The organism is Microlunatus capsulatus (assembly GCF_017876495.1).
Lineage (GTDB): Bacteria > Actinomycetota > Actinomycetes > Propionibacteriales > Propionibacteriaceae > Microlunatus > Microlunatus capsulatus.
On record NZ_JAGIOB010000001.1, the window covers coordinates 3,153,871 to 3,180,023 of the forward strand.

Consider the following 26,153-nt stretch of genomic DNA (forward strand, 5'->3'; position numbering starts at 1 on the left):
AGCAGGACGAGGACGGCACGGAGCACGGGCCGCCTGGGCCTCGGTGCTCACGGGGATCTCCGGCTCGGCGCTGAGTCGACCGTCCCAACGTACGATAGCCGTACTTCATTCGACGACCGGATCGACACTATATTTCTCATTGCGTTTCGTGATGAGTGGGCGAGGAGGCCGGCCGTGGCGGGGGGGACGAACTTCGACCCGGTGCTGCTGCGCACCTTCCTGACGGTGGCCAACGGGCTCAGCTTCACCCGGGCCGCCGAGCAGCTGGGGCTCAGCCAGCCGACGGTCTCCCAGCACGTGCGCCGGCTGGAGGAGGCCTGCAAGCGGCAGCTCCTGCGGCGCGACACACGCTCGGTCGCGCTGACCGACAACGGCCAGGCGATGGCCGGCTTCGCGCGGACGATCCTCGCCGCCAACGACGAGGCCGTCGCCTACTTCACCGGCTCGGCGATGAGCGGCCGGCTCCGCTTCGGGGCGGCCGACGAGCTGGCGCTCAGCGAGCTGCCGACGATCCTGCGGGAGTTCCGCCAGCTCTACCCGCGGATCAACCTCGAGCTGACCGTCACCCAGAGCGGGACGCTGTCGCGCCGGCTGACGGCGAACCACCTCGACCTCATCTTCATCAACCAGGAGGCCGACCTCGGCCGGGGCACCCTGGTCCGCCGCGACCGCCTGGTCTGGGTCGGCATCGACCGGCTGCAGCTGGAGCCGGCCCAGCCGGTGCCCGTCATCACCTACCACGCGCCGAGCCTCAGCCGCTCGGCCGCGATCGACTCGCTCGAGCGGGCCCACCGCACCTGGCGGATCACCTGCAACACCCGCGAGATCAACGGCGTGCTGGCCGCGACCCGGGCGGGCATCGGGATCTGCGTGCTGGCGCAGAGCCGGGTGCCGGGCGACCTGCGCATCCTCTCGGGCCGTTTCGACCTGCCGCCGCTGCCCGACGTCGAGATGGCCCTGGTGGACAACCCGCGCTCGGCCCGGGAGCCCGTCGAGGCGCTCAGCCGGGCCATCGTCAACCTGCCGTTGGGGCCGCACGCCTCCCCGCAGGACCGGGCCCGGCGCTAGCGGGCGAACCCGGTTGGGAGCCCCCCGCGTTGGGGCTAGTCTTGCGGGCTGATGACCGTGCCGGGCGCTCCCGGCGACGACGCGAGACTGGGGACAGACGTGCCTGTTGGCAAGGTGAGGTTCTACGACGCCGAGAAGGGCTTCGGCTTCCTGACCAAGGACGAGGGTGGCGACGTCTACGTGCGCGCCACCGCGCTGCCGCCCGGGGTGACCAGTCTCAAGGCCGGCCAGAAGGTCGAGTTCGGCATCGTCGAGGGCCGCAAGGGCGAGCAGGCGCTGTCGCTGCGCGTCGTCGAGGCCCCGCCGTCGCTGTCCAAGGCCCAGCGCAAGCCGCCGGAGCAGATGACGGTCATCGTCGAGGACCTGATCAAGATGCTCGACGGCCTCGGCAACGGCTACCGGCGCGGCCGGCACCCGGAGTCGCGGACCGCCACCCAGGTGGCGACCGTGCTGCGCGCCGTCGCCGACGAGCTCGAGCTCTAGCCCGGCCCCTCCGCACCCCCGGGTCGCCGTGCGCGGTGGCCCGCCCCTCCGCTGCCAGAATGGACCCATGGCTCCCACCCGCACCACCAAGCCCGACGCGATCCTGCTGGCCGCGGTCGACCTCGCGCGCGAGGCGGCCGTCGAGACCGCCGGGGTGATGGGGGTCGGGGAGCACCTCGGCCACCACGCCGACGCCGAGCGGGTGCTCACCCACTTCTTCGCCTGCCGGCACCCGGCCTACCGCGGCTGGCGCTGGTCGGTGACGGTCGCCCGCGCCTCGCGGGCCAAGGTCGCCACGCTCGACGAGGTCGTCCTGCTGCCGGCCGACGGCGCGCTGCTGGCCCAGGAATGGGTGCCGTGGGCCGAGCGGATCCAGCCCGGTGACGTCACCCCCGGCCTGCTGATGCCCACGCCGGCCGACGACCCGCGGCTGGAGCCCGGCTACACCGGCGGCGAGCGGGCGGCCGACACCGACCCGGCCGAGGCCGGCCAGGCCCGCGCCGTCGTCGCCGAGCTGGGCCTGGGCCGCGAGCGCGTGCTCAGCCGCACCGGCCGGGACGAGGCGGCCGAGCGCTGGCTCGCCGGGGACGGCGGACCCGACAACCCGATGGCCAAGCAGGCTCCCGGCTCGTGCGAGACCTGCGGGTTCTTCCTGCGGCTGCAGGGCGGGATGGGCGTCCTCTTCGGCGCCTGCGCGAACAGCTTCTCCCCCTCCGACGGCCAGGTGGTGAGCGTCGACCACGGCTGCGGCGCGCACTCCTCCGTCCCGCCCCTGGAGCCGGCGGAGGAGCTGCCGCCGCCGGTCTGGGAGACCATCGAGTGGGACGAGCCCGTCTCCCTCTTCGACTGATCCGGCGGTCGGGGGCATGGCGAGAGCGCGGTCGGCGAAGCGGTCCGAGGTCGAGGAGGTCCGGCGCGCCGTCGCCGCCTTCGTCGCGGCGGGGGCGGACGAGTCCGTCCAGCGGGTGACGACGGCCGTGCACCGGCTGTCCCGCCGCCTCGACCAGTGGTACGACCGCCAGCTGGCCGACATCGACGTGTCCACCGGGGAGTGGGCCGTGCTCAGCGAGCTGGCCCGCAGCGGGGAGGACACCCCGCTGACGCCCAGCCAGCTCGCGGCCGCGGCCAACGTCGCCCCGTCCTCCATGACCCACCGGCTGGACCGGATGGTCGAGCGCGGGCTGATCAGCCGCAGCCCCGATCCCTCCAACCGGACCCGGGTGCTGGTGCAGCTGTCCGACGCCGGCTACGCGCTGTACGCGGCCGCGATCCGGGAGTCCGACCTCGTCGAGGCCGACCTGCTGGAGTCCCTCACCGACCGCGAGGTCGACCAGCTGGCCGAGCTGCTCGAGAAGGTGCTCGCCGGCCTGGACGCGGCCGACCTGTAGGCCTCAGCCGCGGGTCCCCTGGGTGGGGGCGTCCGGGGTGCGGGCGGCACCCGCGCGGCGCTGGCGCACGCGGTTCCAGCAGTAGAGCAGGCCGAGCAGGCCCAGCCCGGCCCCGCTGAGGCAGACGGCGAACCAGTCGCCGTGGCCCTGGACCGCCAGCTGGTCGCGGCGCAGGCCCGTCAGCACGGCGGCGACGGCGAACAGCAGGGTCCCGACGGCGACCACGCGCAGGCCGTCGACGTCGACCGCGGGCACCGGCGCCTGCACGAGGCGGCGGTGCGCCGGCCGTCCCGCCACGGGCGAGGGCGTCGGGGAGGTCACAGCCGAGATCCTACGATGCTCGTCATGGTCCAGAGGTCTCCCAAGCCGGCGCCCCGCGCCACCGCCGACGAGCGCCGCGTGAGCGGGCTCGACGCCTACTTCCAGATCAGCGCCCGCGGCTCGACCGTCGCGCGGGAGGTGCGTGGCGGGCTGGTGACGTTCTTCACGATGGCCTACATCATCGCGCTGAACCCGCTGATCATCGGGACGGCGCCCGACGCCGCCGGCAACCTGCTGGGCGGTCTGCCCTACCTCGACGGCGGCGGCCAGGTGCTGGGCGCCAACGTCGACGCGACGATCACGCTGGTCGCCGGGGCCACCGCCCTGGTGGCCGGGCTGATGACGATCCTCATGGGTGTCGTCGGCCGCTTCCCCATCGGCATCGCCGCGGGCCTGGGCATCAACGCGCTGCTCGCCTTCACCATCGCCCCGCTGATGACGTGGCCGCAGGCGATGGGCCTGATCGTCGTCGAGGGCGTCGTCATCGCCCTGCTGGTGCTCACCGGCTTCCGCACCGCCGTCTTCCGCGCCGTCCCCCGCTCCCTGCGCAGCGGCATCTCCATCGGCATCGGGCTGTTCATCGTCTTCGTGGGCCTCGTCGACGGCGGCATCGTCACCAAGCCCACGGGCAGCGTCCCGGTCCAGCTCGGCGTCAACGGCTCGCTGCTCGGCTGGCCGATGCTCGTCTTCGTCCTCGGGCTGTTCGCCGTGGCCGTGCTGTACGCCCGGCGGGTGCGCGGGGCGCTGCTGATCTCGATCGTCGGCACGACCGTGGTGGCCGTGCTGATCGAGGTGTTCGCGGGGGCCGGCGCCAAGAGCGCCGACAACTCGACCGGCTGGGCGCTCAACGTGCCCAGCCTCAACGGCGTCGTCTCGGTGCCCGACCTGTCGCTGATCGGCGACGTGGACGTCCTCGGTGCCTTCGGCCCGTCCTTCGCCGACGGCTTCCGCCCCCACCTGTTCTTCCCGCTCGTGCTGCTGGTCTTCTCCCTGCTGCTCGCGGACTTCTTCGACACCATGGGCACCGTCGTCGCCGTCGGGGCCGAGGGCGACCTGCTGGACGAGAAGGGGACGCCGCCGCACCTCAGCGCGGTGCTGATGGTCGACTCCGTCGCCGCGGCGGCGGGCGGCATCGGCTCGGTCTCCTCGAACACGTCCTACGTCGAGTCGGTCGCCGGCGTCGGCGAGGGCGCCCGGACCGGCCTCGCGTCGGTGGTCACCGGCGTCGGGTTCCTGCTGGCCATGTTCTTCGCGCCGCTGGTCAACATCGTGCCGTCGGAGGCCGCGACGCCGGCGCTGGTCTTCGTCGGGTTCCTCATGATGAGCCAGGTCACCAAGATCGACTTCGACGACGTCGAGGAGGGCCTGCCCGCCTTCCTCACCCTGGCGCTGATGCCCTTCACCTTCTCCATCACCATCGGCATCGGGGCGGGCTTCATCAGCTACGTCCTGCTCAAGGTGGCCCGGGGCAAGGCCCGCCAGCTGCACCCGCTCATGTGGGTCGTCGCCGGCGCCTTCGTCGTCTACTTCGCCTCGGGGGTGCTCAACCTGCTGGCCCGCTGAGGCGGGGTAGCGTCGGTCGTCCCGCACGCCACCCGACCGGAGGACCACCTGTGACCAGCCCCGCACCGACCGCCGTCTCCCACCACTGGGAGCTGGTCTCCCGGCCCTCGGGCTGGCCCGTGCCGGAGGACTTCCGGCTGGTGGAGGTCGAGCTGCCGGCGCTGGCCGAGGGCGAGGTGCGGGTGGCCAACGCGTTCGTCTCGGTCGACCCGTACATGCGGGGCCGGATGAACGACACGAAGTCCTACACCCCGCCGTTCGGGCTCGGCGAGCCGCTGACCGGCGGGGCGGTGGGGCGCGTCGTCGCCTCCCGGACGCCCGACCTGGCCGTCGGCGACCTGGTCAGCCACGACCGCGGCTGGCGCGACGTCGCCCAGGGTCCGGCCGCCGGCTTCCGCCGCGTCGAGGAGGTGGCGGGGCTGCCGTCCTCGGTGCACCTCGGGGTGCTGGGCATGACCAGCATGACCGCCTGGGTCGGCCTGCTCGTGGTGGCCCGGATGCAGCCGGGCGACACCGTCTTCGTGTCCGGGGCGGCCGGGGCCGTCGGCTCCGTCGTCGGGCAGATCGCCCGGCTGCGCGGGGCGGGCCGGGTCATCGGCAGCGCCGGGTCGGCCGCCAAGGTCGCCCTGCTGACCGAGCGCTACGGGTTCGACGCGGCCTTCGACTACCACGACGGCCCCGTCGTCGAGCAGCTGGCCGCGGCCGCCCCGGACGGCATCGACGTCTACTTCGACAACGTGGGCGGTGAGCACCTCGAGGCGGCGGTCGAGGTCTTCAACCGCGGCGGCCGCGCGGCCCTGTGCGGGGCCATCTCGGTCTACAACGCCACCGAGCCGCCGCCCGGCCCCCGGAACCTGTTCCAGGTCGTCGGCAAGGGGCTGACGCTGCAGGGCTTCATCGTCTCCTGGTACGCCCAGGAGCACGGGGCCGCGTTCGCCGAGGAGGTCGGCGGCTGGCTGCGCTCGGGCGAGCTCACCTACGACGAGACGGTGGTGCAGGGGCTCGACCGCACCGTCGAGGCCTTCCTCGGGATGCTCCGCGGGGAGAACACCGGGAAGATGGTCGTCGCGGTCTGAGGCCGGCGCTCAGTCCTGCGGCCCCCGCCGGCGGCGCCGGAGCACCGCGAGGACACCCGCGGCGCCCAGCAGCAGCACGGCCAGCAGCACCCAGCCCCAGGCCGGGGCGCCGCCCGCGTCGACGGCGGCCGGCGGCTCGGCCGGCCCGGTGTACTCCCCGGTGCCCGCCGCCTGCGCGGTGAAGGTGCTCTCCCCGGTGATGGGGTGGCCGTCGGCGGAGGTGACGCGCCAGGCGACCGTGTAGGACCCGGCCGGGGCGCCCGGCACCAGGGCCTGGCGGACCGTGGCGTCGACCAGCTCGGCCGCGCCGGTGGAGGCCGTCCCGTCGGGTCCGGTGACGACCACCTGGGTGCCCAGCGCGACGGCGGGCTGGTCGAACGTGAGGACGACGGCGCCCGGGGTCCGGGCGACCGACGCCCCGTCGGCCGGGTCGGACCCGACGAAGGAGTTGTGCGCGGACGCCGGCGCGGCGGTCACCACCGCCAGCACCAGCGCGACCACCGCGACGGCCACCGCCCGGCCCGGGCGCCGCCCGCTCATCGCCGGCGTCCGGCCCGGGCGCTGCCCAGCGCCACGCCGGCCCCGCCCGCGGCGAGGGCGGCGACGGCGAGCGCCACGCCCCCCAGCCAGCGCGCGGCGCCGTCCGGGGCGGTCGTGGTGGCCGCCGCCCCGTCGGTGCCCGGTCCGGTGCTCGTCCCGCCGTGCGCGTCGCCGCCCTCGGCCGCAGCCGCGACGACCAGCACGGGGGCCGGGTGCTCCGGCTCCTCGCCCGAGGCCGGCACCGGCTCGTCCCAGGCGACGACCTCGCCGTCGGAGTAGGTCTGGGTGGCCGGCAGCAGCACCTCCCCGGCGCCGGGCAGCGGGCCGACGGAGAGCGCGAAGTCCTGGTACTCGTCGGGGCCGATGGCCGCGTCGTCGTCGGCGGTCCAGGTGACGGTGCGCGGTGCCTCGGTCAGGGTGGCGCCGCCCACCTCGACCGGGCCGGGCAGGGCGGCGCGCTGCACGGCCGCGGTCCAGCCGGGGACCGGGCGCGTGCGCACCGAGGTGAACGGCGTGTCCTGCGGCAGCTGGACGCTGACCGTCGTCGTCGAGGCCTCGTCGGACTCGTTCGGGACGCGGAGGGTGAGCACGCCGTAGCCGCCGGCGGTGGCGGTGCCGTCGGTGACGACGCGGACGTGGGCGTCGGCCGCTGGCAGCGCCAGCGGGGTGAGCAGGAGGCCGCCGGTGAGAGCGGCGAGGGCGAGCGCGGCGGTCCGGGGACGGCGCGCGGTGCTGCGGGGGGTCATGGGGGTCCTTGGGTGTCGAGCGCTGAGCGCACCGCGTCGACGGCCGGGAGGGCCGTGGGCGGCGCACGAGGAGGTCAGGGCAGGACGGGGACCGGGGGGCCGCGCGGGGCGGCGGGGGAGAGCGGGGCGACGAGCGCGAGGACCGCCGCGGGGGCGACGACGAGGGCGACGGCCCGGCGGCGGCGGGGGGCGGGGGCGGCGGTGGCGGCCCGGACGACGCGCTCGGCCAGCGCCCACAGCGTCCGTTCGCCGCGGAGCAGCAGCCAGGCGGTGGCCGCGGTGGCCAGCACGTGCGCCGCCGTCATCGGCCAGCCCGGCATGGCCATGGCCGTGCCGCCCGGGGCGCAGCTGAGCACCGCGCCGGCGACGTGCCCGGCGTGCGGGTCGACGGCGCCGCAGCCGGCCGTGCCCGCGCCGGCGCCGAACGCGAGGTGCAGCAGCACCTGCTGGACCCCGAGCAGCGGCAGCAGCACGACGAGGCGCACCCGGCGGGCGGTGGCGGTGACCGCGGTCAGCCCGAGCAGGGCGGCGCAGACGGCCAGCAGCGCGAGCGGCGGCCGGTGGCCGCCGCCGACGAGGTGGCCGGCCAGGGCCAGGCCCAGCGACGCCCCGCCGAGGACACCGGCGCGCAGCACGCGCACGCCCCCGCGCAGAGGAGCCGCGCCCGGCTGGGTCATCCCTGCTCGCGGTGCCGGGACATCGCGCCCAGCCGCTCGTTGTAGGCGCGCAGCTCGGCGTCGTCGTCGCGGTCGGCCTGGCGGTCCTTGCGGCGGGTCTCGTGGGCGTCGCTGCGCACCCAGCCGACGACCAGCGCCAGGCCCAGCAGCAGCGAGGGGATGTCGCCCAGGCCCCAGGCGATGCCGCCGCCGGTCTGCTGGTCCGCCAGCAGGGCCGCGTCGTCGGTGTAGCCGAGCGCGTGCCACCAGTCGGGGGCCAGCAGGGTGCCCGAGGACATCAGGGAGATGCCGAAGAAGGCGTGGAAGCCCAGCGTGACCAGCAGCAGGAGCAGCCGGAACGGGTAGGCCGGGCGCTGCGGGCCGGGGTCGATCCCCACCAGCGACCAGACGAAGAGGTAGCCGCTGAGCAGGAAGTGCGCCGTCATCAGCACGTGCCCGGTGTGGGTGAACATCGCCAGCTCGAACAGCCGGGAGTAGTAGAAGACGACCAGGCTGCCGGTGAACAGCGCCGCCGCCACCAGCGGCTGGCCCAGCACCGCCAGGACGCGGGCGTGGACGAGGCTCAGCAGCAGCTCGCGGGGTCCGAAGCTGCCGTCACGACGGCCCGCCAGGGTGCGCATGGCCAGGGTGATCGGGGCGCCGAAGACCAGCAGCAGGGGCACCGGCACCATCAGCGTCATGTGCTGGAGCATGTGGGTGCTGAAGTGCACCCGGCCGTAGACGCCGGGACCGCCGCTGGTGACGAACACCAGCAGGAGGCAGCCGGCCACCCAGGCGACGGTGCGCAGGACCGGCCAGCGGTCGCCGCGGCGCAGCATCTTCACCACGCCGGCGGCGTAGAGGCCGAGCATCAGCGCGGCGACGGCCAGCCAGAGCGTCTCGGGGTGGAACGCCGTCAGGTACCGCTCGACGGTGACCGGCGGCGGCAGCGGGTAGCCGAGCAGGGCCGCCACGGAGTCCTCGCCGATCTCGGGCACCGGCGGGGCCGAGCGGGACAGGGCGACGGCGAGGCCCATCGCCGCGCCCATCACGAGCAGCTCGACGGCCGCCAGCCGGGCGAACCCGGTGCCGTCGGTGCCGAGCCGGCGCAGGGTCACCCGGCGGTGCTGCCAGCCGGCGACCCCCAGCAGCACGAGCGCGACGACCTTGCCGACGACGAGCAGGCCGTAGGTCGAGCCCAGCTGCGCGAACGAGCCCACCCGCAGCACGGCGTTGACGACGCCGGAGAGGGCGACGACGACGAAGCACCACAGCGCGAGGGTGGAGTACCGGGCGGCGACGACGGGCAGCTGGCCGCCCAGCCGCCGTCCCGTGAGCACCAGGGCGGCGAGGCCGCCGACCCACAGGCAGACGCCCAGCAGGTGCAGCGCCAGGCTGTCGACGGAGTTCATGTGGTCGGCGCTGCCGGCGGAGTGCCCGGCCAGGGCCAGCGGCAGCAGGGCGACGAGGCTGAGCGCCGCCGCCCAGACCAGCGTCGTCACCCGGGTGGCCAGCAGCACGAGGTTGACGACGACGGCGACCACGAGCGCGCTGGCCAGCAGCGAGCGCCCGAGGTCCACCTGGGAGACGAAGGAGAACGCGATGGCGGTCGAGCCGGGGGCGCCGAGGGGCTGGCCCGAGACGTCGGCCGCAGTGAGGGCGATGACGAGCACCGCGGTGGCGAGCCAGACGAGGCCGGCGGCGACCGCCGCCTTGGCCGTGGCCCGCCGGGCCCCGCTCAGCCGGTCCGAACGGCTGCCGGGCTCGGGCGCGACGAAGAAGGCGGCGGTGAACAGCAGACCCGTGGTCAGCGCCGCGGCCAGGTCGTGGACGGCGCGGACGGCGGGCAGCCCGTAGCGGACGGTCGCGCCCGGGTCGAAGTCGGCGATCCCGGCGGCGAGCTCCCCGGTCGCACCCAGCAACCCCAGCGCCAGCCCGACGGTGACCACCACCACGCCGGCGGCCAGCAGGGTGCGGCGCGGTCCCGGGGCGAGGAGGGCCTCGGCGCCGGTGGCGCTCGCGGCGGCGTCGGCGGTCCGGGCGCGGGCGCGGCTCCGGTCCCCGGCCCCGGTCTGGGTCTGCACCCCGACAGTCTAGGAAGGCCCCCCGACAACCGCGACCGGGAGCGATCCGGCGGGGTTCTCAGGGTCGGTGGGGGTGGCGCTCAGGTCGGCCGCCTAGGTTGGCCCCGAGCGCGACGGAGCACCGCCGCGGACCCCGACGGAGGGAGCTGCAGATGAGCTTGGCTGACAAGGCGAAGAACAAGGCCGAGGAGCTGGCCGGCCAGGCCAAGGAGGCGGTCGGCGACGCCACCGACAACCACGACCTCCAGGCCGAGGGACGCGCGGACCAGGGCGAGGCGCAGGCCAAGCAGGCCGGCGAGCACGCCAAGGACGCGGCGAAGGACGTCAAGGACGCCTTCACGTCCTGAGCCACCCCCGTCGACGCCGTCACCCCCCGGGGTGGCGGCGTCGTCGTGTGCCGGGGACCACGGCGGGGGCGGGAATCAACTCCCCGGCCCGCCTGTTGCCCCGACATGACCTCCTTCCCGGCGCCCAGCCGCGACGGCGCCCCCGTCCCCGAGCAGCCGTCCACCGGCGGCACCGGCACGGACCCCGACGGCCCCAGCCAGGTCGGCCCCGACGACTTCAAGGCCGTCTTCCGCCGCCACCCGGCCGGCGTCGCCGTGGTGACGTTCAGCCGGGACGGCGCGCTCTACGGGTTCACGGCCACCTCGGTGATCTCGGTGTCGGCCGACCCGCCGGTGCTCACCTTCTCCATCGACTCGACCTCGTCGTCCTGGCCCGCGCTGGCCGAGGCCGACACCGTCGTCGTCAACTTCCTCGCCGCCGCCCAGGTCGACGTCTCGGCCCGGTTCGCGACCCGGGGCATCGACCGCTTCGCCGAGGGCGGCTGGTCGCTGCTGGCCACCGGTGAGCCGGTGCTCGACGGGAACCAGGCCTGGGTCCGGGGCCGGGTGGTGCAGCGCACGGCCATCGGCCGCAGCTTCCTCGTCTCGGTGCTCGCCCTCGAGGCCCACCAGGCCGGGGCGACCGCGCCGCTGGTCTACCACGACCGGACCTACCACGCCGTGGGCGAGCACACCGCCATCTGAGCAGGTCCGCCCCGCCCGGTCCGGTCGCCCTAGGGTGCTCGCCATGGATCCCCGCGACCTCCTGGAGGAGCAGCTCGCATCCACCGCCGGCACCTGGGAGGTCATGACGTCCCACGGCGTCCGCGCCGGTGAGGAGCGGGCCGTCGACCACTACTTCGACGCCCCCGACGGCGACCGCGCCGAGGCCCTGGCGGCCGCGCTCCGGGCCGCGGGCGGGTCGGCCGGGGTGGAGCGCCACCGCTCGCGGGTGCTGCGCCGCACCACGGGCTGGGCCGTGACGGGGTCCTCGGCCCCGTTCCCCCTCACCCTGGACTCGCTGCGCGGCTGGGTGACCACCATGGTCGAGACCGGGGCCGAGCACGACTGCGTCTTCGACGGCTGGGGCCTGTCGGTCTGAGGACCCCGGCCCCCCGCCCACGAGTACCGGGCGAGCCACCACCCGGGCCGACGCATAGCCCTTGTATTTAGCAGTGCTAAAGGTTAGCCTGGGCAAGTGACTGCCCGTGCCGTGCCCGCCCAGGACCTCCGCAGCACCGCCGGCCTCGCGAACGCCCTGCGCCCCGCGGTGCTCCGCCTCGCGCGCCGGCTGCGCCAGCTGCGCGACGACTCCCAGGAGCTCGGCTCCAACCAGCTCTCGGCCATGTCGGTGCTGCTGAACCAGGGCGACCTGACGATGGGCGAGCTGGCCGCGCAGGAGCTGATGCAGCCGCCGTCGATGACGCGGATCGTCAACGGCCTGGAGGAGCGGGGCCTGGTCACGCGCACCACCGACCCGCACGACCGCCGCTCGGCGCGGGTCAGCCTGACCGAGGAGGGCCGGCAGATCCTGCTGGCCAACCGCCGCCGCCGCGACCAGTGGCTCGCCGTCCGGCTCGCCGAGCTGGACCCCGAGGAGCGCGACCTGCTGCGCCGCTGCATCCCCCTGCTGGAGAAGGTGAACCACGCGTGAGCGTCGACACGAACCGGTCCGCCGGCGTCGACGGGGCCGCCCGCCCCGAGAGCCCCGACCCGACGACCACCGAGCACACCGCCGCCGACCCGGCCGAGTCCGACGGGCGCAGGCCGAGCGCACCGCCGGCCGCCCGCGGCGGGATGTTCGCCGCCCTGTCCAACCGGAACTACCGGATCTACGTGTCCGGCTCGTTCGTCTCCAACATCGGCACCTGGATGCAGCGGGTGGCCCAGGACTGGCTGGTCCTGGAGCTGTCCGGCGGCTCGGGGCTGGCCGTCGGCATCACCACCGGTCTGCAGTTCCTGCCCATGCTGCTGCTGTCGCCGTGGGGCGGGCTGATCGCCGACCGGTTCGACAAGCGGCTGGTCCTCAAGATCACCCAGGCCTGGCTCGCGCTGTGCGCGGCGCTCCTCGGCGTGCTCGCGATCACCGGGGTCGCCGCCACCTGGCACGTCTACCTGATCGCGCTCGCCTTCGGCCTGGGCACCGCCTTCGACAACCCGGCCCGGCAGGCGTTCGTGTCCGAGGTGGCCGGCCAGGAGCACCTGGCCAACGCCATCGGCCTCAACTCCGCGACCTTCAACGCGGCGCGCATCGTCGGCCCGGCCGTCGCGGGCCTGGTCATCGCCTCGTTCGGGACCGGCTGGGCGATCCTGTCCAACGCCGTCACCTACACCGCGTTCGTCGTCGCCCTGGTGATGATCGACGCGCGCACCCTCACCATCAGCCCGCCCGCGGTCCGGGCCAAACGGCAGATCCGTGAGGGGCTGGCCTACGTCCGCAGCCGGCCCGACCTGCTGCTGGTGATGGGCACCGTCTTCTTCGTCGGCACCTTCGGGCTGAACTTCCAGATGACGTCGGCGCTGATGGCCCAGCAGGAGTTCCACAAGGGCGCGCAGGAGTACGGCATCCTCGGCACGATCATGGCCGTCGGGTCGCTGGCCGGCGCCCTGCTGGCCGCCCGCCGGCGCTCCACGCCGCGCGGCCGGTTCGTCGTCGGCATGGCGGTGGCCTTCGGGGTCGTGGAGATCGCGGCCGGGTTCATGCCCACCTACCTCACCTACGCCGCGATCCTGCCGCTCCTCGGCCTGACCGCCCTGCTGACGCTGACCGCCGCCAACGCCTCGGTGCAGATGACCGTCGACCCGAAGCTCCGCGGCCGGGTGATGGCGCTCTACATGATGGTGCTGATGGGCGGCAGCCCGGTCGGCGCGCCGATCCTCGGCTGGGTGGGCGAGGCGTTCGGCGCCCGCTGGACCCTGATCGGCGGCGGGGCGCTCTCGACGCTGGGCGTGCTGCTCTGCGTCGCCCTGCTGGCCCGCCGCCAGCACCTGCACGTCGTCGCCCACCTGCACGCCCCGCACCTCAGCGTCGAGCGCCGCGCCGCCTGACGCCGCGGGTGCGCGGCGCTAGGGTGCGGCCATGAGCCAGCCCGTCGCCACCGTCCGCGGGGAGGCGACCCTGGAGGGGCCGCCGGACCTGGCCGGGCTGTCCGTCACCGTCCACCGCTCCGGCGACTCCGCCGCCGTCGTCCGCCGGGCACTCGCCACGGCGTCGGCCGAGGTGGGCGCCGCCGTCGACCCGCACCGCGCCGGCCTCGACGGCACCACGAGCAGCAGCGTGCACGTCGCCCCGGTCTTCGCCCGGCAGGGCCGTCGCGTCACCGGCTACCGCGGCAGCTGGTCCACCCAGCTCTCGGTCGCCGACTTCGACGTCCTCGGGCCGCTGGTGCTCGCGCTCAGCGCCGTCGACCAGGTCCAGGTGGACGGCCCGTGGTGGTCCCTGCGGCCGCAGAACCCGCTGCAGCGGCAGGCCCGGCTGGCCGCGCTGGCCGACGCCCGGGAGCGGGCCGACGACTACGCCGCGGCCTTCGGCGCCACCGTCGTCGACGTGCTGGAGGTCTCCGACCTCGACGGCGGCGGTCGGCCCGGGATGCTGCGGCAGTCGTTCGCGATGGCCAAGGGCGGGCCGCCCGAGGAGCCCGAGCTGGACCTCGAGCCGGCCGCGCAGACGGTGACCGGCCAGGTCACCGTCCGCTTCGCGCTGTCCCCGGCCGTGCTGGACGCCCAGCCCTGAGCGGCCGGCCGCTGCGGGCCCCGGCGTGAGCCACCTGCTGGTCCGCGTCGTCGCGCCGTAACGAACTGCCGATAGATTCCCGCTCATGTTCGCCAAGGTCCTGGTCGCCAACCGCGGTGAGATCGCCGTCCGCGCCTTCCGAGCCGCCTACGAGCTCGGGGCGCAGACCGTCGCCGTCTACCCCTACGAGGACCGCAACGCGGTGCACCGGATCAAGGCCGACGAGGCCTACATGATCGGGGAGCGGGGGCACCCCGTCCGGGCCTACCTCGACATCGACGAGATCATCCGGGCGGCGCGGGAGTCCGGGGCCGACGCCGTCTACCCGGGCTACGGCTTCCTCAGCGAGAACCCCGACCTGGCGCGGGCCTGCGACGCCGCCGGCATCACCTTCATCGGCCCGCCCGCCGACGTGCTGCAGCTGGCCGGCAACAAGGTGCGGGCCCTGGAGGCCGCGAAGGCCGCAGGCATCCCGACGCTGAGGTCGACCCGGCCCTCCGCCGACCTCGACGAGCTGGTCGCCGGCGCCGAGGAGATCGGGTTCCCCGTCTTCGTCAAGGCCGTCGCCGGCGGCGGCGGCCGCGGCATGCGGCGGATCGACGACCCGGCCCAGCTGCGCGAGCTGGTGGGCGCCGCGATGCGCGAGGCCGAGGGCGCCTTCGGCGACCCCACCGCGTTCATCGAGCAGGCCGTCGGCCGGCCGCGGCACATCGAGGTGCAGATCCTCGCCGACACCCAGGGCACGACGCTGCACCTCTACGAGCGCGACTGCTCGATCCAGCGCCGCCACCAGAAGGTCGTCGAGATCGCCCCGGCGCCCAACATCACCCCCGAGCTGCGCGAGGCCCTGTGCCGCGACGCCGTCCGGTTCGCCGAGTCGATCCACTACTCCTGCGCCGGGACGGTGGAGTTCCTCGTCGAGACCGAGGGCGAGCGCGCCGGCCAGCACGTGTTCATCGAGATGAACCCGCGCATCCAGGTCGAGCACACGATCACCGAGGAGATCACCGACGTCGACCTCGTCCAGGCGCAGATGCGGATCGCCGCCGGGGAGTCGCTGCCCGACCTGGGCCTGGAGCAGTCCGAGATCCGGATCAACGGCGCCGCCCTGCAGTGCCGGATCACCACCGAGGACCCGGCCAACGGCTTCCGCCCCGACACCGGCACCATCACCGCCTACCGCTCGGCCGGCGGTGCGGGCATCCGGCTGGACGGCGGCACCGCCGACACCGGGGCCGAGGTCAGCGCCCACTTCGACTCGATGCTGGTCAAGCTCATCTGCCGCGGCCGCACCTTCCCGATGGCCGTGGCCCGGGCGCGGCGGGCGCTGGCGGAGTTCCGGATCCGCGGCGTCAGCACCAACATCCCGTTCCTGCAGGGCGTCCTCGAGGACCCCGACTTCATCGCCGGGAACGTCTCGACCGGCTTCATCGAGGAGCGGCCGCAGCTGCTCACCACGCACGCGCCCGCCGACCGCGGCACCCGGCTGCTGCGCTGGCTGGCCGAGACGACGGTGAACAAGCCCAACGGCGAGGCCCCGACGCTGCTGGACCCGGGCGTCAAGCGCCCGGCCGGCGTCGACCTCTCCCAGCCGTCCCCGCACGGCTCCCGGCAGCGGCTGCTGGAGCTGGGCCCGGAGGGCTTCGCGGCCGACCTGCGGAACCGCGTCGGCGTCGAGGTCACCGACACGACGTTCCGCGACGCGCACCAGTCGCTGCTGGCCACCCGCGTCCGGACCAAGGACCTGCTGCGGATCGCGCCCTACGTCGGCCGGATGACCCCGGAGCTGCTCAGCGTCGAGTGCTGGGGCGGGGCGACCTACGACGTCGCGCTGCGGTTCCTCTCCGAGGACCCGTGGGAGCGGCTGGAGGCGCTGCGCTACAACATGCCGGGCCTCGCCCTGCAGATGCTGCTGCGCGGCCGCAACACCGTCGGCTACACCCCCTACCCGACCAAGGTGACGACGTCGTTCGTCGCCGAGGCGGCCCGGACGGGCATCGACATCTTCCGCATCTTCGACGCCCTCAACGACGTCGCCCAGATGCGGCCGGCGATCGACGCGGTCCGCGAGACCGGCACCACCGTCGCCGAGGTCGCCCTCTGCTACTCCGGCGACCTCAACAACCCGGGCGAGGACCTCTACACCCTCGACTACTACCTGCGGCTCGCCGAGCAGATGGTGGAGGCCGGCGCGCACGTGCTGGCCATCAAGGACATGGCGGGCCTGCTGCGGCCGCCCGCGGCGAGCAAGCTCGTCGCCGCCCTGCGGCAGAACTTCGACCTGCCGGTGCACCTGCACACCCACGACACCGCGGGCGGCCAGCTGGCCACCCTGCTGGCGGCGGTCGACGCCGGGGTGGACGCGGTCGACGTGGCCAGCGCGCCGATGGCCGGCACCACGAGCCAGCCGCCGGCCTCGGCCCTGGTGGCGGCGCTGGAGCACACCGAGCGGGCGACGAACCTCGACCTGCGCGCGGTGATGGACCTCGAGCCGTACTGGGAGGCGATGCGCAAGGTCTACTCCCCGTTCGAGTCCGGGCTGCCCAGCCCGACCGGCCGGGTCTACGACCACGAGATCCCCGGCGGCCAGCTCTCCAACCTGCGCCAGCAGGCCATCGCCCTGGGGCTGGGGGAGAAGTTCGAGCAGATCGAGGCGATGTACACCGCGGCCAACCGGATCCTCGGCCGGCCGACCAAGGTGACGCCGTCGTCGAAGGTGGTCGGCGACCTCGCCCTGCACCTGGTGGCCGTCGGCGCCGACCCGGCCGAGTTCGAGGCCAACCCGCAGAGCTACGACATCCCCGACTCCGTCATCGGCTTCCTCTCCGGCGAGCTGGGTGACCCGCCCGGCGGCTGGCCCGAGCCCTTCCGCAGCAAGGCGCTGCAGGGCCGGACCGCCCCGTTCCGGGAGACCGAGCTGGGCGCGGAGGACTCCGACGCGCTCGACGAGGAGGGCTCGACCCGGCGCGAGACGCTCAACCGGCTGCTGTTCCCCGGCCCGACGAAGGACTTCGTCAGCGCCCGGGAGACCTACGGCAACGTGTCCCGGCTCGACACCCTGGACTACCTGTACGGCCTCCAGCCGGGCGAGGAGCACGTCGCCCGGATCGGCCGCGGCGTCAGCCTCATCCTGGGCCTCGAGGCCATCGGCAGCGCCGACGAGCGCGGCATGCGCACGGTGATGTGCACGATCAACGGGCAGCTGCGGCCCATCCGGGTCCGCGACACCTCGATCAAGGTCGACGTCAAGGCGGCCGAGAAGGCCGATCCGGGCCGGCCAGGCCACGTCGCCGCCCCGTTCGCGGGCGTGGTGAGCGTCACGGTCGACGAGGGCGACGCCGTCGAGGCGGGCGAGACGGTGGCCACGATCGAGGCCATGAAGATGGAGGCCGCGATCACCTCACCGGTGGCCGGCACCGTCTCGCGGCTGGCGATCGGCTCCATCACCCAGGTCGAGGGCGGCGACCTCGTCATCGTCGTGGACCCGTCCTGATCAACCCCGCTCAGCCCTCCGGCCCCGGTCCGCGGCCGGCGGGCTGAGCCCAGCCACGAACCGGTGCGCGCGGCCCGGTCTGGACGAGGGAGCGAGCGGACACGCACTTCGTCCGCTCGCGACCGAGGAAGACCGGGGGTCAGAGCGCGCGACCGCGCCCGAGCGGAGCGAGGGCCATCTACACAGCCCAGAAGCCCACCAAGTCCGGGACCGGGCGGTTGAGGGACGCGGCGACCTGGGCCCAGGGGACGAAGCCGTCCAGCCAGGACGCCAGGGCGGCGACCATCTCCTGCTGCTCGGTGGTCTTGATCTGCGGCATCGCCGCGCGGTAGGCCCCGGCCATGGCCAGGGCGGTCTCGTAGCGGTGCCAGCCCACCGTCAGCCCCTGCACCGGGACCAGGGTGAGGGACGCGGTGGAGTCGAGGAGGTGGCGCAGCCCCACCGAGGACGAGACGCCGCCTCGGGCCAGGGCGAAGTCCAGCTCGTCGAGGGCCTGCGGGGTGAGGCTCATCCTCGTCGAGCCCCAGGCCAGGTCGCAGACCAGGGTCTCCAGCACCCGCCAGGTCGCGCCGGTGCGCTCGGGGCGGACGTGGGCGCCGGCCAGCAGCACCTCGACGTCGTGCGGCTCGGGCTGGGTGGGGGACACCACCCGCGCGGCCGGCGGGCGGCGGAAGATCGGCCCCAGCTTGCCGAGGAGGCCGGTCCGGGCCGCGTCGGGCTCCGGGGTGAAGGCCCGTCGGGCCACCTCGCGCAGGTGCGCCGCCCGGTCGTCGGGAGCGCCGAAGACACCGCGGACCTCGTCGAGGCCGACGGCGTACAACCGGAGCTCGCCCATGCCCGACACGGTAGTGCTCCCCGCGGCGGCGCGACCATATCCTGGGCTGCATGAACCCCCGGGCGCGTCGCTTCATCGTCTCCGGGGTGCTCGTGGGCCTGGTGCTGCTCGTGGCCCTCACCGCCCTGCTGCGCTGAGTCAGGCCTCCGCGGGCGCCGCGTCCTCGGTCGGCGGGGCCTGCCGCCGGGCCCGGCGCCGCTCGCCGCGACGCTCGACGAGGGTGTAGAGCACCGGCACCAGCAGCAGCGTCAGCACGGTCGAGGAGACCAGGCCGCCGATCACCACCACCGCCAGCGGCCGCGAGATGAACGCGCCGCCGCCGGTCAGCCCGAGCCCCATGGGGATCAGCGCGCAGATGGTCGCGGCCGCCGTCATGATGATGGGCCGCAGCCGCAGCCGGGCCCCGTCGACGACGGCGGTCTGGACGTCCTCGCCCCGCTCCCGGTACTGGTTGATGAGGTCGATGAGCACGATGGCGTTGGTCACGACGATGCCGATGAGCATCAGCAGGCCGACCATCGCCGGGACACCCAGCGGGGTGTCGGTGAGCAGCAGGGCGGCCACCGCCCCCGTCGCGGCGAAGGGGATCGAGATCAGCAGGATCAGCGGCTGCACGAGGCTGCGGAACGTGGCCACCATGATGAGGAACACCAGCACGATGGCCAGCAGCATCGCCAGCCCGAGCTGGGTGAACGCCTCCTGCTGGTCCGAGGACGCCCCGCCCTGCTCCACGGTGATGCCGGACGGCACGTCCAGCGCGTCGATCCGGGTCTGCACCGTCTGCGTGAGCGCGCCGAGGTCGGACGCGTCCGGCGTCGCCGAGACGGTGACGGCGCGGATGCCGTCGATCTGGGTCACCGTGCTGGGCGCGAGCACCTGCTCGACATCGGCGAGGTCGCCGACGGTCAGCGGCTCGGCGCGGACGTCGGCCACGGCCTTCTGCTCGTCGGTCAGGTCCTGGCTCTGCTCCCGCTGCTCCTCGGCCTTCGCGGTCTGCTCGTCGAGCGCGGTGAGCTGCGCGTCGATCTGCTCCAGGCCGGCGGAGGCCTGGGTGACGGCGGCCGAGACCTGGGCGAGCTGCTGGGCGTAGGTCTGCTGCGCGATCTGCGCGGCCAGGGCGGCGGTGACGCCCTGGGCCTGGGCCGCGGCGGCCGCCTGCGCGGCCTGGCCGGCGGCGATCTGGCGGGCGGCGGCAAGGACGGCCCGCTGCACGGCCTGGCCGGCGTCGCTCAGCTCCTCGCGCGAGGGGGCGGCCGAGGCGGCCTCCTCGGCGGTGGTGGGGGCCGGGCTGGGCAGCAGCTTGGCGACCTCCGGCGGCAGCTCGGTCGGCAGCGGCACGGCGGGCTGCGGGGGCGCGGACGGGACGGCCGGCGCGGGCGGCGGAGCGGCCTGCAGGCGGGCCAGCTGGCGGCGGGCCTCCGTCAGGCCCTCGGAGGTCTCGGCGCGCTGGTCGACGAGCTCCTGGCGCTGCTCCTCGGTGGCGGAAGCGGCCTCCTCCTCGGCCTTCTCGGCCGCGTCCTCCTGCTTCTTCGTGACCTTGTCGGTGGCCTTCTCGGTGGCCTGCGCCTGCTGCAGCTGGCTGACCGGCAGCTCGATCCGGGCGATGTCGCGCGGGCTGGCGTCGGTCGCCTCGGTACGGACCATGATGTCGCGGGACTCGCCCTGCAGCGTGACGGTGCCGACTTGGGTGCCGCGGAGCGCGCCGGCGATGGCCTGGCCCACCTCGGACTGGGTGAAGCCCTGCTCGGCAGCGGTCCCGCGGTCGACGTCGACCTTGAGGATGGGGCGCTGCTCGGCGAGGTCGCTCGTCACGTCGTCGAGGCCGTCGACGCCGTCGAGGGTGGTCTGCACCTGCTCGGCCGTCGAGGCCAGCAGCTCCGGGTCGTCGCCGGTGACGGTGACGGTGACGTCGGAGCCGGCGCCGGAGGTGTTGACGGCGGCGACGGTGGTCTCGCCGACGTCGCTCAGGTCGGCGAGCCGGGCCTCGAGGTCGGTCTTGACGGCGTCCCAGTCGTCCTCGTCGCGGACGGTCGCGGTGATGGTGGCGTTGTTGGAGCCGCCGGTGCCGACGGTGGTCAGGTAGCCGGAGACGTCGGGCATCCCGGCCAGCACCTGCTCGATCTTCCCGGCGGCGTCGCTGGTGGCGCTCAGCCGGGTGCCGGCGGGCATCTCCTGGGTGATCTGCAGCGAGCCCTTGTCGGCCACCGAGCCCAGGAAGTCGGTCTTGAGCAGGCTGGTGGAGGCCATCGTGCCGGCGAAGACGAGCACGGCTGCCACCAGGATCACGGCGGGGCGGCGCAGCGCGAAGCCCAGCACCGGCAGGTAGCCGCGCTGCAGCCGGGAGACGTGGTCCTCGCCCGGCTCCTCGGCAGCGCCCGCCCGGGCCTTCGAGGAGCGCAGGAACCAGAAGGCGAGGACGGGCACGATCGTCATCGAGACCAGCAGCGACGCCACGAGGGCGATGGCCACGGTCACCGAGAAGGGCCGGAACAGCTCACCGGTGACGCCGGAGACGATGGCGACGGGGAGGAACACGGCCACCGTCGTGAGGGTCGAGGCCGTGACGGCGCCCGCCACCTCCTTGACCGAGGCGACGATGTCCGCGGGCGTCAGCGCGACGCCGGGCACCATCCGACGTTTGATGTTCTCGGTGACGACGATCGAGTCGTCGACCACCCGGCCCACGGCGACGGTCAGCGCGGCGAGGGTGAAGATGTTGAGGGAGTAGTCGCCCGCGTAGAGGCCGATCATCGCGATCAGCAGCGAGAGCGGGATGGAGATGGCCGCGATCACGGTCGAGCGGACCGAGAAGAGGAACGCCAGGATCACCAGGACGGCGAAGACCAGCCCGAGCCCGCCCTCGACGGCCAGGTCGTGGATCGACTGCTCGATCGAGGGCGCCTGGTCGAAGACGGTGCTGAACGTGGTGCCGGAGCCCATCGAGCGCTCCAGGTCGGGCAGCAGGTCGCCGACGGCGTGGGAGATCTCGACGGCGTCGGCGTCGCTCTCCTTGAGCACGGTGAGGCTCAGCGCCGGGCGGCCGTCCTGGCGGGCGACCGTCGTCGAGTCGACGGAGGTGACGGCCACGGTGGCCAAGGTCTTCAGCGGCACCGGGCCGTCGGCGGTGGCGATCGGCCAGTTCCCGACGGACTTCGCCGAGCCGGGGGCGCTGCCGACCTCGATGGCCAGCTCGGTGTCCTGGTCGTAGCTGGTGCCGGCCGGCACGACGAGGGCCTGGGCGCGGACCAGCTGGGTGACCGCGGCCGCCGTCAGGTCGCGCTCGCGCAGCTCGTCGGGCTTGAGGGTGACCGACAGCTCGGTGGTGTCCTGGCCGGACACCTGCACCTGCCGGACGCCGTCGACCTCGGACAGCTGCGGGACGGCGACGTCGGTGGTCGTGCGGTCCAGGGTGGCCGGCTCGGCGTCGGAGGCGACGGCCAGGACGAGCACGGGGATGTCGTCGGTGCTGCCCGCCTGGACGGTCACCTCGACGTCGTCGGGCAGGGACGGCACGCCGTCGGCGGCGGTGCGGATGGCGGTGACGGTCTCGTCGTCGTCCAGGCCGTAGTCCCACTCGACGGTGAGGCTCGCGAACCCGTTCGCGGAGACGGCGCGGACGCTGGTGACGCCCTTGACGCTGCTGACGGCCTGCTCGATCGGCTCGGCGACGTCCTTGGCGACGGTCTCGGGCGAGGTGCCCGGGTAGGTCGCCGTCACCACGGCGGTGGGGATCTGCGTCGAGGGCAGCAGCTCCTGCCGGAGGCTGGCGGCGGCCAGCACGCCGAAGACGACGATGGCCACGCTCACCAGGCCCACCAGCATCCGGTTGGCCAGGCTCAGCTTGGTCAACGAGGTCATCGGGATCCTTCCGCGCGCAGCACGACCCACCGGACAGGGGTCGGCGCCCGGCTCGACGTCGCTCGCGCAGACGCACCGCAGGCGGGGACGACGGTAGTCGGCGCCGCTGACAGGATCACCCGGGTCACAGGCTCTCCACAGCCGCTCCGGCCCCCGACGGGCGCCCGGGACGGGGGTGCGCCGTGTCGCCTCGGTGCCGCGTCGCCCGCTCGCGTACGCTTCCGAGCACCATGGCGCGCGGACGAGGACGGTCGAGGCCGGCGCGCCGCGGGCTCGGCGCCGCCCTGCTGGCCCTGCTGCTGGCCGGCGGCCTGCCCGCCGTCGCCGCGGCCGAGGACACCGTCGCCTTCACCATCGACGACCGGCGCATCACCGAGTCCTCCGGCCTGGCCCGCGACGTCCCCAACGACCTCTACTGGACCGTCAACGACTCGGGCGACGGCGGCACCGTCTACGGCCTGGAGGACGACGGGACCCTCCGCGGGACGCTGAACTTCCGGGCCCAGCCGACCGACGTCGAGGCGGTGGCCGTCGACGGCAGCCGGCTCTACGTCGCCGACATCGGCGACAACGAGGCGGTCCGGGACCAGGTGAGCGTCTACTTCCTCACCAACCCGCGCGCCAACGGGCTCACCGTCACCTACAACTCCTTCGACTTCCGCTACGAGGACGGTCCCCACGACGCCGAGACGCTGCTGGTCGACCCCGACGGGCGGCTGATGGTCGTCACCAAGGGCGCGCAGGGCGGCATCTACGTCGCACCTCAGGCGCCGTCACGCTCCAGCACCAACGAGCTGCGCCGGGTGGGGGACGCGCCCGCCCTGGTCACCGACGGGGTGTTCCTGCCCGACGGCCGGATCGCCCTGCTGACCTACGGCTCGGTCGAGGTCCTCGACGGGCAGACCTACGCGCCGGTGTCCAGCACACCGATCCCGAAGCAGCCGCAGGCGGAGTCGCTGGCCGTCAGCCTGGACGGCACGAGCTTGCTCGTGGGCAGCGAGGGTCGCCGCAGCACCGTCTACGCGCTCCCGCTGCCGGGCGCCGAGGGCGAGGCGACCCCCACCCCGACGCCCACGGCCGCCCCCAGCGGCGACGCGACGCCCGCCGACTCCGGCGAGGACCCCGACGCCGAGGCCTCTGACGAGGGCACGGCCCCCTCGGCCGGGGGCCGCGGCACCCTGCTGGCCGTCGGGCTGGCCGCCGTCGTCGCCGTGGTGGCCGGGGTCGTCGTCGGCGTGGTCCGCAAGCCCTGACCGTCAGGCGAGCTGCTCGACCACCCAGTCGACGCAGCGGGTGAGCTGGCTGACGTCGTCGGGCTCGACGTTGGGGAACATGCCGATCCGCAGCTGGTTGCGGCCGAGCTTGCGGTAGGGCTCGGTGTCGACGACGCCGTTGGCCCGCAGGGTCGCGGCGACGACCTGGGCGTCGACGCCCTCGAGGTCGACCGTCCCGACGACGGGGGAGCGGTGCGCGGTCTCGGTGACGAACGGCGTCGCGAAGGGGCTGACGTCGGCCCAGCCGTAGAGCCGGTGCGCGGAGTCGCGGGTGCGGTCGGCGGCGAAGGCGAGCCCGCCGCGGTCCAGCAGCCAGCCCAGCTGCTCGTCGAGCAGGAACAGCGTGGCGATCGCCGGGGTGTTGAGCGTCTGGTCCAGCCGCGAGTTGGCCAGCGCGGTGGCCAGGCTCAGGCTCTCGGGGACCCAGCGGTCGGTGGCCGCGATCCGCTCGGTCCGCTCGACGGCGGCGGGGGAGAGCAGGGCGATCCACAGCCCGCCCTCGGAGCCCAGGCTCTTCTGCGGGGCGAAGTAGTAGACGTCGGTCGCGGCGACGTCCACCTCGACCCCGCCCGCTGCGGAGGTGCCGTCGACGACGACCAGGGCGCCCTCGTCGGCGCCGGCGACGCGGTGGACCGGGGCCAGCGCCCCCGTGGAGGTCTCGTTGTGGGCCCAGGCGTAGACGTCGGCGCCCGGGACGGCGGTGGGCACGGCCACCGAGCCGGCGGCGGCGGTGACGACGTGCGGCTCGGCCAGGTGCGGGGCCGCGGCCGCGGCGGCGGCGAACTTGGCGGAGAACTCCCCGAAGCTGGCGTGCGCGCTCCGCCGCTCGACCAGGGAGCAGACGGCGACGTCCCAGAACGTCGTCGAGCCGCCGTTGCCCAGCACCACCTCGTAGCCCTCGGGCAGCCCGAACAGCGCGGCCAGCCGGGACCGGACGCTGCCGACCAGCTTCCGGACCGGGGCCTGCCGGTGCGAGGTGCCCAGCAGCGCCGCCCCGCGGGTGGCGAGGGCGGTGACGGCCTCGTCGCGGATCTTGGCCGGGCCGCAGCCGAAGCGCCCGTCGGACGGCAGCAGCTCGGCGGGGATCTCGAGGGCGGTCACGGTCGCCGATCCTCTCACGCGGGCCCGCTCCGGGGGGCGGGCGTCACCGGCCCTGGAAGACTGGCGGGCATGCCCGATCTCGCAGCAGAGCGCATCAACTACTCCGGCGAGCAGCTCCTGGAGGCGGAGGTGCCGTCCAGCCCGTTCCCGCTGTTCGAGCGCTGGCTGGAGGCCGCCTTCCGGGCCAAGGAGGACGGCCTGCTGCCGGAGCCGACGGCGATGGTCGTCGCCACCGCCGACGCCGGCCGGCCGAGCGCGCGGACGGTGCTGCTCAAGGAGCTGGACGCCGACGGCTTCGCCTTCTTCACCAACTACACCTCCCGCAAGGGCGGCGAGCTGGCCGCGCAGCCGGCGGTCGCGCTGCACTTCGGCTGGTACCCGCTGCAGCGCCAGGTCCGCGTCGAGGGCACCGCCACCCGGGTGCCCCGGGCGGAGTCCGAGGCCTACTTCGCCACCCGCCCGCGCGGCTCCCAGCTGGGGGCGTGGGCCTCGCCGCAGTCCAGCGTGGTCGCCTCCCGCGACGAGCTCAACGCCGCCTACGCCGCAGCCGAGGAGCGCTTCGCCGGCGGTGACGTCCCCTGCCCCGAGCACTGGGGCGGCTACCGGGTGGTGCCCGACGTCGTCGAGTTCTGGCAGGGCCAGCCCAGCCGCATGCACGACCGGCTCGCCTACCGCCGCACCGGCGACGGCTGGGACCTGGTCCGGCTGGCCCCCTGACGCCCCGCGCAGGGCCGAGTTGTCAGAACCTGTGGCGGCCAGGGCCGCCACCAGTTCTGACAACTCGGCTCAGGCCAGCGCGTTGAGGGCGATCTCGACCGCGCGGAACTGGGCCGGGAAGGCCTCGAGGACGCGGAGCCGCGGGTCGGGGACGGGCAGCACGCGCCGCTGCAGCAGCGGGCGCAGCGCGGCGAGCCGGGCGTCGGCGAGCACCGCGGCGACGGCGGGCGGGTCACCCCCGCCGACGACGGCGTCGAGGGCGGCGGCGTGCGGGGCCAGCAGCCGGGCGGCGACGTCGGCGGTCTCGGCGTAGGCCTTGGCCGACTGGTTGTCGCGCCGGCGGGCGTAGCGCTGCTGGGACCAGCCGCCGGCCTTGGTCCGGCCCTGGACGTAGGTGGAGTCGACCTTTGAGGCGACCAGCCGGTCGCCGGTGAAGCGGCCGACGGCGTAACCGCCCTTGCGGACCAGGACGACGCCGACGTCGCGGGTCCGGCCGACGTGGGCCAGCAGGGCGTCGAGCGGCTCGCCGACGGGCTGCCAGGGCAGGAACGGGACGGTGACGACGGCCTCGGCTCCGTCGTCGGCGACCAGGGCGACGGCGTCGCTGCGCAGCGTGGCCTCGACGTCGCCGTGCCGCTCGGCGAAGCCGTCCAGCCAGCGGCGGAGGCGCTCGGGGGGCACCCGGACGACGCGGTCGGTGTCCACGGGTGCTCCTGGTGGCTCGGTGGGGCAGGAAACGGCCCCGGACGTGGACGAACCCGCGAGCCCTTCGGCGCGTCGAGTGATCTCGACGTCGTCGGCCGGTGAACAACTCCGGCGCTCGCGGGTTCGGGTGTTGGCTGTGGATTAGCCGGCCGCAGGGGACCAGAACACACAGTCAGCGCGTGCGGC

Annotated in this window: 24 protein-coding genes; 15 read left to right on the forward strand and 9 right to left on the reverse strand. The window is 74.6% G+C overall.

The annotated features are described in order from the left end of the window. Positions 1-174: 174 nt before the first annotated feature. The 4 genes from JOF54_RS14545 (at position 175) to JOF54_RS14560 (ending at position 2,939) form a co-directional block, all read left to right on the forward strand. On the forward strand, positions 175-1,068 hold the full coding sequence (locus tag JOF54_RS14545; RefSeq protein ID WP_210057101.1) for a LysR substrate-binding domain-containing protein: 894 nt from the start codon (positions 175-177) through the stop codon (positions 1,066-1,068). Between the two features lie 99 nt (positions 1,069-1,167). After that, the gene (locus JOF54_RS14550; protein ID WP_210057103.1) at positions 1,168-1,551 is read left to right on the forward strand and encodes a cold-shock protein; all 384 of its coding nucleotides are present in this window, start codon (positions 1,168-1,170) and stop codon (positions 1,549-1,551) included. A gap of 67 nt (positions 1,552-1,618) precedes the next feature. After that, complete coding sequence (locus tag JOF54_RS14555; protein ID WP_210057106.1) at positions 1,619-2,401, forward strand: DUF3027 domain-containing protein; 783 nt, start codon at positions 1,619-1,621, stop codon at positions 2,399-2,401. A 16-nt stretch (positions 2,402-2,417) separates the two neighbouring features. Further along, the gene (locus JOF54_RS14560) at positions 2,418-2,939 is read left to right on the forward strand and encodes a MarR family winged helix-turn-helix transcriptional regulator (RefSeq protein ID WP_210057108.1); all 522 of its coding nucleotides are present in this window, start codon (positions 2,418-2,420) and stop codon (positions 2,937-2,939) included. 3 nt (positions 2,940-2,942) lie between these two features. Here the strand turns inward: JOF54_RS14560 and JOF54_RS21580 are convergent, their stop codons facing one another. Next, positions 2,943-3,260 (reverse strand): DUF2530 domain-containing protein, encoded by a 318-nt coding sequence (locus JOF54_RS21580; RefSeq protein ID WP_210057110.1) that lies wholly within the window; start codon positions 3,258-3,260, stop codon positions 2,943-2,945. A gap of 24 nt (positions 3,261-3,284) precedes the next feature. On the opposite strand from JOF54_RS21580, the gene JOF54_RS14570 reads away from it, so the two are divergent. Together JOF54_RS14570 and JOF54_RS14575 are read left to right on the forward strand one after the other, a co-directional pair. Then, positions 3,285-4,823, forward strand: a complete 1,539-nt coding sequence (locus tag JOF54_RS14570; protein WP_245358124.1) for an NCS2 family permease — start codon at positions 3,285-3,287, stop codon at positions 4,821-4,823. A 50-nt stretch (positions 4,824-4,873) separates the two neighbouring features. Further along, a complete protein-coding gene (locus JOF54_RS14575) occupies positions 4,874-5,899 on the forward strand; it encodes an NADP-dependent oxidoreductase (protein WP_210057112.1) in 1,026 nt (341 codons plus the stop codon). 9 nt (positions 5,900-5,908) lie between these two features. Here JOF54_RS14575 and JOF54_RS14580 read toward each other — a convergent pair whose 3' ends face one another. The 4 genes from JOF54_RS14580 to JOF54_RS14595 form a co-directional block, all read right to left on the reverse strand. After that, positions 5,909-6,439, reverse strand: a complete 531-nt coding sequence (locus tag JOF54_RS14580) for a copper resistance CopC family protein (protein WP_210057114.1) — start codon at positions 6,437-6,439, stop codon at positions 5,909-5,911. Next, positions 6,436-7,185 (reverse strand): YcnI family copper-binding membrane protein, encoded by a 750-nt coding sequence (locus JOF54_RS14585; protein ID WP_210057117.1) that lies wholly within the window; start codon positions 7,183-7,185, stop codon positions 6,436-6,438. The genes JOF54_RS14580 and JOF54_RS14585 overlap by 4 nt, the downstream gene beginning before the upstream one ends. A 74-nt stretch (positions 7,186-7,259) precedes the next feature. Then, positions 7,260-7,826: a hypothetical protein gene (locus JOF54_RS14590; protein WP_210057119.1), complete on the reverse strand. Its 567-nt coding sequence runs from the start codon at positions 7,824-7,826 to the stop codon at positions 7,260-7,262. Between the two features lie 32 nt (positions 7,827-7,858). Further along, positions 7,859-9,925: a bifunctional copper resistance protein CopD/cytochrome c oxidase assembly protein gene (locus JOF54_RS14595; protein ID WP_210057121.1), complete on the reverse strand. Its 2,067-nt coding sequence runs from the start codon at positions 9,923-9,925 to the stop codon at positions 7,859-7,861. A 152-nt stretch (positions 9,926-10,077) separates the two neighbouring features. On the opposite strand from JOF54_RS14595, the gene JOF54_RS14600 reads away from it, so the two are divergent. From JOF54_RS14600 to JOF54_RS14630, 7 genes are all read left to right on the forward strand, one after another. Next, on the forward strand, positions 10,078-10,272 hold the full coding sequence (locus JOF54_RS14600) for a CsbD family protein (RefSeq protein ID WP_210057123.1): 195 nt from the start codon (positions 10,078-10,080) through the stop codon (positions 10,270-10,272). Between the two features lie 105 nt (positions 10,273-10,377). Then, positions 10,378-10,956, forward strand: coding sequence for a flavin reductase family protein (locus JOF54_RS14605; RefSeq protein ID WP_210057125.1), 579 nt, complete (start codon positions 10,378-10,380; stop codon positions 10,954-10,956). A gap of 43 nt (positions 10,957-10,999) precedes the next feature. Then, positions 11,000-11,353 carry a ribonuclease E inhibitor RraB gene (locus JOF54_RS14610; protein ID WP_210057134.1) on the forward strand — a complete coding sequence of 118 codons (354 nt, stop codon included), beginning with the start codon at positions 11,000-11,002 and terminating at the stop codon, positions 11,351-11,353. A 96-nt stretch (positions 11,354-11,449) separates the two neighbouring features. Then, entirely contained in the window at positions 11,450-11,905 is a 456-nt protein-coding gene (locus tag JOF54_RS21585) for a MarR family winged helix-turn-helix transcriptional regulator (protein WP_307804196.1), read from the forward strand. Next, positions 11,902-13,299 carry an MFS transporter gene (locus JOF54_RS14620; RefSeq protein ID WP_307804197.1) on the forward strand — a complete coding sequence of 466 codons (1,398 nt, stop codon included), beginning with the start codon at positions 11,902-11,904 and terminating at the stop codon, positions 13,297-13,299. Before JOF54_RS21585 ends, JOF54_RS14620 begins: the two co-directional genes overlap by 4 nt. A gap of 31 nt (positions 13,300-13,330) precedes the next feature. After that, positions 13,331-13,984, forward strand: a complete 654-nt coding sequence (locus JOF54_RS14625; protein ID WP_210057136.1) for an SIMPL domain-containing protein — start codon at positions 13,331-13,333, stop codon at positions 13,982-13,984. An 85-nt stretch (positions 13,985-14,069) separates the two neighbouring features. Continuing rightward, on the forward strand, positions 14,070-17,477 hold the full coding sequence (locus JOF54_RS14630; RefSeq protein ID WP_210057138.1) for a pyruvate carboxylase: 3,408 nt from the start codon (positions 14,070-14,072) through the stop codon (positions 17,475-17,477). A gap of 178 nt (positions 17,478-17,655) precedes the next feature. Here JOF54_RS14630 and JOF54_RS14635 read toward each other — a convergent pair whose 3' ends face one another. Beyond that, the gene (locus JOF54_RS14635) at positions 17,656-18,312 is read right to left on the reverse strand and encodes a DUF7691 family protein (RefSeq protein WP_210057140.1); all 657 of its coding nucleotides are present in this window, start codon (positions 18,310-18,312) and stop codon (positions 17,656-17,658) included. 138 nt (positions 18,313-18,450) lie between these two features. After that, positions 18,451-22,170 (reverse strand): efflux RND transporter permease subunit, encoded by a 3,720-nt coding sequence (locus JOF54_RS21140; RefSeq protein ID WP_245358127.1) that lies wholly within the window; start codon positions 22,168-22,170, stop codon positions 18,451-18,453. 230 nt (positions 22,171-22,400) lie between these two features. Here JOF54_RS21140 and JOF54_RS14645 point away from each other — a divergent pair, with 230 nt between their 5' ends. Further along, on the forward strand, positions 22,401-23,423 hold the full coding sequence (locus JOF54_RS14645) for an SdiA-regulated/phytase-like domain-containing protein (protein WP_210057142.1): 1,023 nt from the start codon (positions 22,401-22,403) through the stop codon (positions 23,421-23,423). Positions 23,424-23,426: 3 nt separating this feature from the next. Here JOF54_RS14645 and serC read toward each other — a convergent pair whose 3' ends face one another. Beyond that, on the reverse strand, positions 23,427-24,545 hold the full coding sequence (gene serC, locus JOF54_RS14650) for a phosphoserine transaminase (protein ID WP_210057144.1): 1,119 nt from the start codon (positions 24,543-24,545) through the stop codon (positions 23,427-23,429). Positions 24,546-24,614: 69 nt separating this feature from the next. Between serC and pdxH the strand changes: the two genes are divergently transcribed. Next, positions 24,615-25,262, forward strand: a complete 648-nt coding sequence (pdxH, locus tag JOF54_RS14655) for a pyridoxamine 5'-phosphate oxidase (RefSeq protein WP_210057146.1) — start codon at positions 24,615-24,617, stop codon at positions 25,260-25,262. Positions 25,263-25,331: 69 nt separating this feature from the next. Here the strand turns inward: pdxH and JOF54_RS14660 are convergent, their stop codons facing one another. Continuing rightward, positions 25,332-25,967, reverse strand: a complete 636-nt coding sequence (locus JOF54_RS14660) for an acVLRF1 family peptidyl-tRNA hydrolase (protein ID WP_210057148.1) — start codon at positions 25,965-25,967, stop codon at positions 25,332-25,334. Positions 25,968-26,153 lie beyond the last annotated feature (186 nt).